Source organism: Streptomyces sp. NPDC006283, assembly GCF_040613325.1.
GTDB lineage: Bacteria > Actinomycetota > Actinomycetes > Streptomycetales > Streptomycetaceae > Streptomyces.
The window spans coordinates 1-8205 of sequence record NZ_JBEXRZ010000277.1; the positions used below are offsets into that span (position 1 = coordinate 1).

Annotated in this window: 8 protein-coding genes; 5 read left to right on the forward strand and 3 right to left on the reverse strand. The window is 70.8% G+C overall.

Annotated features, from left to right (window positions below):
• Nucleotides 1–599: 599 nt before the first annotated feature.
• The 3 genes from ABZ070_RS33405 to ABZ070_RS33415 are packed head-to-tail and all read right to left on the reverse strand — an operon-like array spanning nt 600 to nt 2608.
• A complete protein-coding gene (locus ABZ070_RS33405) occupies nt 600–1355 on the reverse strand; it encodes an SDR family NAD(P)-dependent oxidoreductase (protein ID WP_356639463.1) in 756 nt (251 codons plus the stop codon).
• Nucleotides 1352–2338 carry a beta-ketoacyl-ACP synthase 3 gene (locus tag ABZ070_RS33410; RefSeq protein ID WP_356639465.1) on the reverse strand — a complete coding sequence of 329 codons (987 nt, stop codon included), beginning with the start codon at nt 2336–2338 and terminating at the stop codon, nt 1352–1354. Before ABZ070_RS33410 ends, ABZ070_RS33405 begins: the two co-directional genes overlap by 4 nt.
• A 15-nt stretch (nt 2339–2353) precedes the next feature.
• Nucleotides 2354–2608 (reverse strand): hypothetical protein, encoded by a 255-nt coding sequence (locus ABZ070_RS33415; RefSeq protein WP_356639467.1) that lies wholly within the window; start codon nt 2606–2608, stop codon nt 2354–2356.
• A 168-nt stretch (nt 2609–2776) separates the two neighbouring features.
• Here ABZ070_RS33415 and ABZ070_RS33420 point away from each other — a divergent pair, with 168 nt between their 5' ends.
• From ABZ070_RS33420 to ABZ070_RS33440, 5 genes are all read left to right on the forward strand, one after another.
• Nucleotides 2777–3655: a class I SAM-dependent methyltransferase gene (locus ABZ070_RS33420; protein ID WP_037775637.1), complete on the forward strand. Its 879-nt coding sequence runs from the start codon at nt 2777–2779 to the stop codon at nt 3653–3655.
• A 10-nt stretch (nt 3656–3665) separates the two neighbouring features.
• Complete coding sequence (locus ABZ070_RS33425) at nt 3666–5231, forward strand: NAD(P)/FAD-dependent oxidoreductase (RefSeq protein WP_356639469.1); 1566 nt, start codon at nt 3666–3668, stop codon at nt 5229–5231.
• A gap of 21 nt (nt 5232–5252) precedes the next feature.
• Nucleotides 5253–6746 (forward strand): FAD-binding protein, encoded by a 1494-nt coding sequence (locus ABZ070_RS33430; RefSeq protein ID WP_356639471.1) that lies wholly within the window; start codon nt 5253–5255, stop codon nt 6744–6746.
• Nucleotides 6747–6824: 78 nt separating this feature from the next.
• Nucleotides 6825–7304: an SRPBCC family protein gene (locus ABZ070_RS33435; protein WP_356639473.1), complete on the forward strand. Its 480-nt coding sequence runs from the start codon at nt 6825–6827 to the stop codon at nt 7302–7304.
• The gene (locus ABZ070_RS33440; protein ID WP_356639475.1) at nt 7301–8137 is read left to right on the forward strand and encodes an alpha/beta hydrolase; all 837 of its coding nucleotides are present in this window, start codon (nt 7301–7303) and stop codon (nt 8135–8137) included. Before ABZ070_RS33435 ends, ABZ070_RS33440 begins: the two co-directional genes overlap by 4 nt.
• Nucleotides 8138–8205: the final 68 nt, after the last annotated feature.

Here is an 8205-nt window from a genome sequence, read left to right on the forward strand (position 1 = left end):
GTCCCTCCGCCGAGCGGGCGGCACCGGCGATCCGGGCCAGCTGCTTGAAGGTCTTCGAGGTCGCCACGATGTGTGCCGGGCCGCCGGGCGTTTGCGCGTGGGCCCCGTGGGGGCGTGCCGGGTGCCCTGTTTCGGGGCCCCGCCCCGAACCCCCGCGCCTCAAACGCCGGCGGGGCTGGAAGTCGCCCCGCGCTGCGACCTCCCGGCGGGGGGCCGGCGGGTGCCCCGCGCCTCGGACTCCCCCGTCAGAACGAGACGTTGTTCTCGCCGGCCAGAGCCGGCAACGCGAGGCGGCGTGGGCCCCCACCGGCCCCCGGCGCCGCGGACGCCGGCGGGGCTGACGTTGCCGGGAGCCGGCGGTTGGCCCGCCGGCTTCGACTGCAGGTCGCCCTGGGCCGCGAACGGACTCCCGGAGGGAAGGTGGTGGAACCGCGGCGGTCCCGGCCCTCGGGGGCAGCACGGTCGCCGCTTCCGCCTCGTCCCGGAACCACGGGCGACGGTGAGCACCGGGTGCGCGAGTACACCGAAGACCGGCATACGGGAGCGGCCCGCCGCCCCTTGTGGGGGTGGCGGGCCGCCGGGAGGGGGAGGCGGCCGGGTCAGGTGATGGAGACGCCGCTGTCGATGCTGATCACCTGGCCCGTCATGCAGTCCTGGTCGAGGAACAGGGACGCGCTGCGGGCCACCTCCTCCACCGTCACGAAGCGCGGGACGGGGGCCTTGTCCTCCATCCCTTCGATCACGCGGTCGGGGAGGTCCTTCGTCATGCCGGTGATCATGAAGCCCGGGGAGAGGGCGTTGACGGTCACCCCGCGCCGGCCGCATTCGGCGGCCAGCGTGCGGGTGAGGCCGATCAGGCCCGCCTTGGAGGCGGAGTACGCCGTCTGTCCGGCCGTGGCGATCAGGCCCGACGGCGAGACCACGTTGATCACACGGCCCCACCTCTGGCGCAGCATGTGCGGGACGGTGACGCGGGCGGTGTGGAACGAGCCGATCAGGTTGGTCTGGATCACCTGGGCCCAGTCCGCCGGGTTCTGCATCGCCATCAGCGCGTCCTTGCGGATGGCGCCGTTGTTGACGAGGACGTCGACGGGGCCGAGGTGCTCCTTGATCTCCTCGTAGAGGGCGGTGACGGCCTCGTAGGAGCCGACGTCGCCGCTCACCACGATCGAGTCGTGGGTGAGTTTGTCCTTCACGGCCAGGGCCGCGTCCTTCGAGCTGTTGTAGTGGACGGCCACCTTGCAGCCCAGCGCGTCCAGTTCGAGGGCCAGCGCCTGGCCGAGGCCTCCCGAGGCGCCGGTGACCAGGGCCACGGGGTGTTCGGGACGGCTGCCCGTCTGCTTGCCGGTGCTCATGTGGTTCCTCCGCCCCATCGCAGCAGGATCGATCCCCAGGTCATGCCCGCGCCGAAGCCGGCCAGCAGGACCAGGTCGCCGTCGTCGACACGGCCTTCGTCGAGTGCCTCGGTCAGCGCGATGGGGATCGACGCGGACGCCGTGTTCCCGTACTTGTGCAGGTTGGCGACCAGGGCCTCGGGTCTCAGGCCGGTGTGGCTGAGGATCGAGTTGATGATCCGGATGTTCGCCTGGTGCGGGATGACGTGGCTGACGTCGGCCGCGTCGACCTTGGCGTTCGTCAGTGTCTCCCGCACCGTGCGTACGGTGTAGCGCACGGCGTTGAGGTAGATCTCGTTGCCGTTGATCTGTGCGTAGTGCAGGCCCTCGCGGACGGTGTCCTCGGTGGTCGGCATCCGGCTGCCGCCGGCCAGGACCTTGAGGCTGCCGGTGCACGAGCCGTCGGCGCCCAGGTTCCAGGCCAGTACGCGGTCCTCGGCCGCGGGGGCCAGGACGACGGCGCCCGCGCCGTCGCCGACGAGGATCGACAGGTCCCGGTCGGCGGGGTTGGCGGTGAGGGTGTGGGTGTCGGAGCCGATCAGCAGGATCGGCCGAGGGTCGATCTTGATGAGGGCCATGGCCTGGACGAGGCCGTAGACGAAGCCGGCGCACTCGGAGTTGACGTCGTGCGCGCTGCCGGCGATGCCCAGTTCGTGGTGGACGAACGCGGACGTCGCCGGCGACGGCTGTTCGGGGGTGGCGGTGGCGACGATCAGGTGGGCGATGTCGCCGCCGGTCAGCCCTGCTTTGTCCAGTGCGCGCCGGCCGGCCTCGACAGCCAGGGAGGCAGTTGTCTGGCCGGGCCCGACGGCCCGCCGCTCAAGGATCCCGCACCGGCTGACGATCCAGTTCTCGTCGACGCCGAAGCGCTGCGCGAGGTCCTTGCTGGAGACCACGCGCTCGGGTACGGCCATGCCCCACCCGGTGATGTCGAAGCCGTTCACAGGCGTCTCCCCTGATCAGGCCTGGGCCGGCACGAGCTGGACGATCCGGTCGTAGACGACGCGCAGGGTGGTCGTGTCGTCGATGTCGGCGAACAGCGACTCGTCGGCCGGGATGTGCGGGTACTGGTTCTGGAACCCGTACAACCACTCCATCAGGTCCAGCGAGTCGACGTCCGCGATGTGCTGGAGCGGCTGGTCCGGGTCGACCTTCTGGGCGCCCGAAACGGCCTCGAGCTGGCCGGCCAGTTCTTCGATGGTGGGCAGCGACATGGAGTTCGGTCCTCTCTCGCAGGGCTTGGCTTGTTCTGGGGGAATCGAAGCGGCAGCCGCGCAAGGTGGGCGCAACAGCGCCGGCCGGCCCGCGTCTTGCACATCTGTTGCGAGCACTTCGCTTTCCTCGTCTCCGACAGCCGCACCCCGACAGGAGTTGAGGAAGAGATGACGACGGTCGCTGACAGGTCGGTCCCCGAGGTCGACGCGATCAGGCACCACTACGAGGTGAGCAACGACTTCTACCGCCTCCTGCTGGGCCCGACGATGATGTACTCGGGCGGCTACTGGGAGGAGGGCGAGGGCCTCACGGAGGCGCTCGACGAGGCCCAGGAGCGCAAGCTCGACCGGTTCGTCGAGCTCGCGGGCGCCGCAGGCAGCCGGCGGGTGCTGGACGTGGGGTGCGGGTGGGGCACGATGCTCAACCGGCTCACCACCGTCCACGGCGTCGAGCAGGCCGTCGGCCTGACGCTCAGCCGCACCCAGGAGGCGTTCATCGCCGGCCTGGACAACCCGCGGATCACCACCCGGGTCGAGTCGTGGGAGGACCACACGACCGACGACCCGTACGACGCGGCGTTCTGCATCAACGCGCTCGAGCACTTCGTGTCCTCGACGCTGCCGCCGCGGGAGCGGACCAAGAAGTACCGGGTGTTCTTCAACAAGGTGGGCGCGGCCCTCAAGCCGGGCGGCCGGTTCGTGCTGCACACCATGACGGCGGAGGCGCTGCCGATGAACCGGCAGCTGCTGGACGACCTGAAGTTCCTGCAGCGCTCGGAGTTCGAGAACTGCCACATCCCGCACCTGCACGAGCTCACGCAGGCCGCGGAGGGGCTGTTCGACGTCGTCGAGATCGTCAACGAGCGCGAGTCGTTCGCCGTCGCCTGCCGTGCCTGGCTGGAGCTGCTGGCCGCGCGCCGTGACGAGGCCGTCGCCCTGGAGGGCGAGGAGGTCGTGGCCCGCTTCGAGCGCTACCTCGACATCTTCGCCTACACGCTCGAGGACAAGTTCTTCAACAACTTCCGCGTCACCATCGCGCGCCGCTGAGGAGGCCCACGTGACGAGCATTCTGGAACCCGCGCGCAGCGACGGGAGTCCTGCGTCCGGCGGGCAGGCGACGGGCGGCGGCCCCACCCGGCATCTGCGCGTCGCGGTCATCGGCAGCGGTTTCTCCGGCCTGGGCATGGCGGTGCGTCTGCTGCAGAAGGGCATCGACGACTTCCTGGTCTTCGAGCGGGCCCACGAGGTCGGCGGCACCTGGCGCGACAACTCCTATCCGGGGGCGGCGTGCGATGTGATGTCGCACCTGTACTCGTTCTCGTTCGCGCAGAACCCGGGCTGGAAGTCCACGTTCGGCAAGCAGGCCGAGCTGTACGAGTACCTGCGGGACGTCGCCGACCGGTTCGGGGTGCGCCCCTACATCCGGTTCGGTCACGAGATGCTCTCGGCCCGCTGGGACGAGACGGCCCGGCGCTGGCATGTGACCACCTCGCAGGGCGACTACACCGCCCAGGTGCTGGTGTCCGGCACCGGCTACCTGTCCGAGCCGGCCGTCCCCGACATCGCGGGCCTGGCCGACTTCGAGGGCACGGTGTTCCACTCCTCGCGCTGGGACCACGGGCACGACCTGGCGGGCCGCAACGTCGCCGTCATCGGCACGGGCGCCTCCGCGATCCAGTTCGTGCCGAAGATCCAGCCCGAGGTGGGGCGTCTGGACCTGTACCAGCGCACGCCGGCGTGGATCGGTCCGAAGAACGACAAGCCGACCAGTGCGCTGCAGTCGAAGCTGCTGCACAACGTGCCCGGCTACCAGAGGTTCCGCCGCAACTTCAACATGTGGGGCCGTGAGGTCCTGGCGTTCGTGATGAAGCGGCCGAAGGTCGCCGGGAAGATGCAGAAGATGGCCAGCGACCACCTGGCCAAGTCCGTCGCCGACGAGCAGCTGCGGGCGAAGCTGACGCCCGACTACGTGATGGCGTGCAAGCGGCTGCTGTTCTCCAACACCTGGTACCCGGCGATCCAGCAGCCCAACGTCGACCTGGTCACCGACGGCATCGACCATGTGCGGGCCAAGTCGATCGTGTCGTCGGACGGCACCGAGCGCGAGGTCGACACGATCATCCTCGGCACCGGCTTCAAGGCCACCGACCGGCCGGTCGCCGGCCGCATCGCGGGCCGCGGCGGCAGGCTGCTGCGCGACGTGTGGCGCGAGGGCGGCATGGCCGCGCACCGCGGCACCACCGTCGCCGGTTTCCCCAACCTGTTCCTGCTGCTGGGCCCCAACACCACGCTGGGGCACTCCTCGCAGGTGGTGATGATCGAGGCGCAGATCGGCTACGTCCTGGATGCCCTGGGGCAGATGGACAAGCGGAATCTGGCCAGCGTCGAGGTCCGCGCCGAGGCCCAGCAGGCCTACAACGAGGGTCTCCAGGGCCGGCTCGAGGGCACCGTGTGGAACGCGGGCAACTGCAAGAGCTGGTATCTGGACGAGCACGGCCGCAACCCGTCGATCTGGCCCACCTACACGTGGCGGTTCCGCCGCACGACGCGCCGTTTCGACCTGGGCGAGTACCAGCTCGCCACCACCGTCAATGCCGGCAGACCGGCACTGGATCACGCGTAACCCAACGGGAGGCAGACGCCGATGAACAGCAACACGCTCTCGCGGCGCAAGGTACTGGGCGGCATCGCGGCCACGGTCGCGGGATGGAGTGTCGCCAACCAGTCGTGGGCGACGGCCGCGGAGGTCGCCGCGGGCTCGGTCACGGTGAAGCAGGTCCCCGCCCTGGACGGCACGCTGACGACGTCGGCGACCGACCTGGAGGCCTTCCGCCAGGACTTCGGGCGGCTGAAGCCGTCGGCTCCGTGGGCGGTGCTGCGTCCCGGCTCCGACCAGGACATCGTCAAGATGGTCAACTACGCCCGGGCGAACAAGCTGAAGATCGCCGTCAACGGGCAGGGCGGCACCGGCGACGACATGGAGTCGCACTCCGTCTACGGCCAGGCGGCCGTGCCGCAGGGCGGCATCTCCATCGACGCCCGCGCCATGTCGAAGATCATCAGCATCAACTCGACCAACGCGGTGGTCCAGGCAGGTGTCACCTGGGGGCAGCTGACGGACGCCGCGCTGAAGGTGGGCAAGACGCCGCCGGCGCTGCCCGACTACCTGCACCTGTCGATCGGCGGCACCATCTCCATCGGCGGCATCGGCGGCACGGTGCAGAAGTTCGGCCTGCTGGCGGACACCGTCCACTCGCTGGACGTCGTCACCGGCACCGGTGAGATCGTCACCGTCTCTGCCTCCGCCCGCCCCGAACTGTTCAACTCGGTGCTCTCCGGCGGCGGTCAGACCGCGATCATCCTGCGCGCCAAGGTGAAGCTGACGGCCGCGCCCCAGCGGTCGGTGGTCTTCAGCCTCTTCTACAACGACCTCGCCACCTACCTCGCCGACGGCGAGAAGGTCATGGCGGAGAACCGCTTCCACGTCCAGGCCGGCGAGATGCTGCGCAAGAGCGACGACTCGGGCTGGCGCTACAAGATGGAGGTCGCGGCCAACTACTCCGGCACGGCCGTCCCCGACCGGGCGAAGCTGCTGGCCGGGCTGCGCGACATCCGGGCCGAGGCCGTGATCGAGGACGTCGCCTACCGGGACTACATGTTCCGGCTCGACGGCTACGAGGTCTACCTCAAGGAGACCGGTCACTGGTACCAGCCCAAGCCGTGGCTGAGCCTGTTCCTGCCGGCGTCGAAGACCAAGGCGTTCATGGAGCTGGTGGAGAAGGAGCTGACCGCGGGCGACCTCGGCGGCGGGTTCCTGCTGTTCTACCCGTACTACACCCGCAAGATCACCCGGCCGCTGGCCGTGCAGCCGAACGAGTCCGTCGGCTACCTCTTCGACCTGCTGCGGTTCCCCAACCCGGGCGACCCGAACATCCAGCAGATGCTCGAACAGAACCGGCGCCTGTACGACAAGGCCGTGGCACTGGGCGCCAAGCGGTATCTGGTCGGGGCGATCCCCGGGATGACCCCGGCCCAGTGGAAGACCCACTTCGGCTCCCGCTGGGACGAGTTCTACAAGGCCAAGCGGCGCTACGACCCGGCGAACGTCCTCACCCCCGGTCAGGGCTTCTTCGGCTGACGCGTCCGGCCGCGGGCCCCGGCTCCGGGGCCTTTGGCGGGGCCCGCACCTGACCCGTACCCCGACAGGAGATGTGGCATGACGAGTTACGACCTGATCGACGAGGCGGTCCTCGACGCCCCGCCGGACGTCGTGTGGGAGGCGCTGATCGCCGAGTTCCGCGGCGGCGCCCGCTGGTGGGTGCCGGCCAACACCTTCGCCGCCGGGTCCGGTTCGCCGGACGAGGTGGGCGGCGAGGTGCGGGTGACGGTCCACACCAAGGGCGTCGACAAGGGTGGTCCGAAGCTGCGGTTCACCTCCCGGACCACGGCCGTCGAGACGGGCCGGCGGCTGTCGGTCGAATACGTCGACGGTGTCTTCCGCGGCCCGAGCGACTTTCTGCTCGAGCCGCTGGACGGCGGCCGGCGCACGAAGATCGGCATGCACTTCCGCGGCCGTCCGCACGGCTGGCTGAAGGTACTCGCGAAGGTCGCCGACATCGGCGCCGAGCACTCCAAGGCCACCAGCGCCGCGTTCGTGGCCCTGGGCGACATGCTGGGTAAGGAGCGGGTGCGATGACGACGGTGGCGCCGGCCGCCACGGAGAGCACGCTGGTCACGGACGACGGCGCCCGGCTGGCCGTGACCGTCCTCGCTCCGCTCGGGGCAGCCTCCGGTCGCACGGTCGTCCTCGTGCACGGCTGGGCCGCGGCCCGCCGGGTGTGGGGCACGGTCGCGGACCGGCTGATCCGCCAGGGCCACCGGGTCGTGCTGTACGACCTGCGCGGCCACGGCGCCTCCACGCTCGGCCGGGAGCCGTTCTCGGTCCCCCGGCTGGGCGCGGACCTCGGCGCGGTCGTCGAGCACGTGGAGGCGTCCGGCGCCGTCGTGGCCGGGCATTCGGGCGGCGGGTTCGCGGCGATGGCGTACGCGGCCTCGCCCGGGGCGCGGGTGGGCGGCCTGGTGCTCCTGGGCACCGCCGCCCACGACCAGGACACGCCCGACAGCGAAGTGAAGATGATGGGCAGCCCCGTCTTCTCGTGGGCGGTGCGCCGGCCGGCGCTGGGCCGCCTGCTGCTCGGGCAGAACATGCTCGGCAAGCGGGCCGACGCCCGCGCCAGGGAGGTCAACCGGCAGATGTTCGCGGCCACTTCGCCGCGGCTGCGCTCCGATGCGTTCGCCTCCACGCGCGGCATGGACCTGCGCGCGGACCTGGCCCGGGTCCCTGCCCCGGCGGTGGTGCTGGCCGGCGGCGCCGACAAGGTCATCGCCCCGGCACTGGGCCAGGCGGTCGCCGACGCGCTGCCCGGCGCCCGCTTCGAGCAACTCGAGGGCGCGGGCCACATGCTGCCGCTGGAAGCCCCCGACGCGGTCGTGCGGGCGGTCGAGGAGGTGGCGGGCCGGGTGGGGTGACGGGTCGCTTCCACCCGCGCGCGGGCGCCGGGCCACCGGATCTTACCCGGCTGTTGTCACCGGTGACC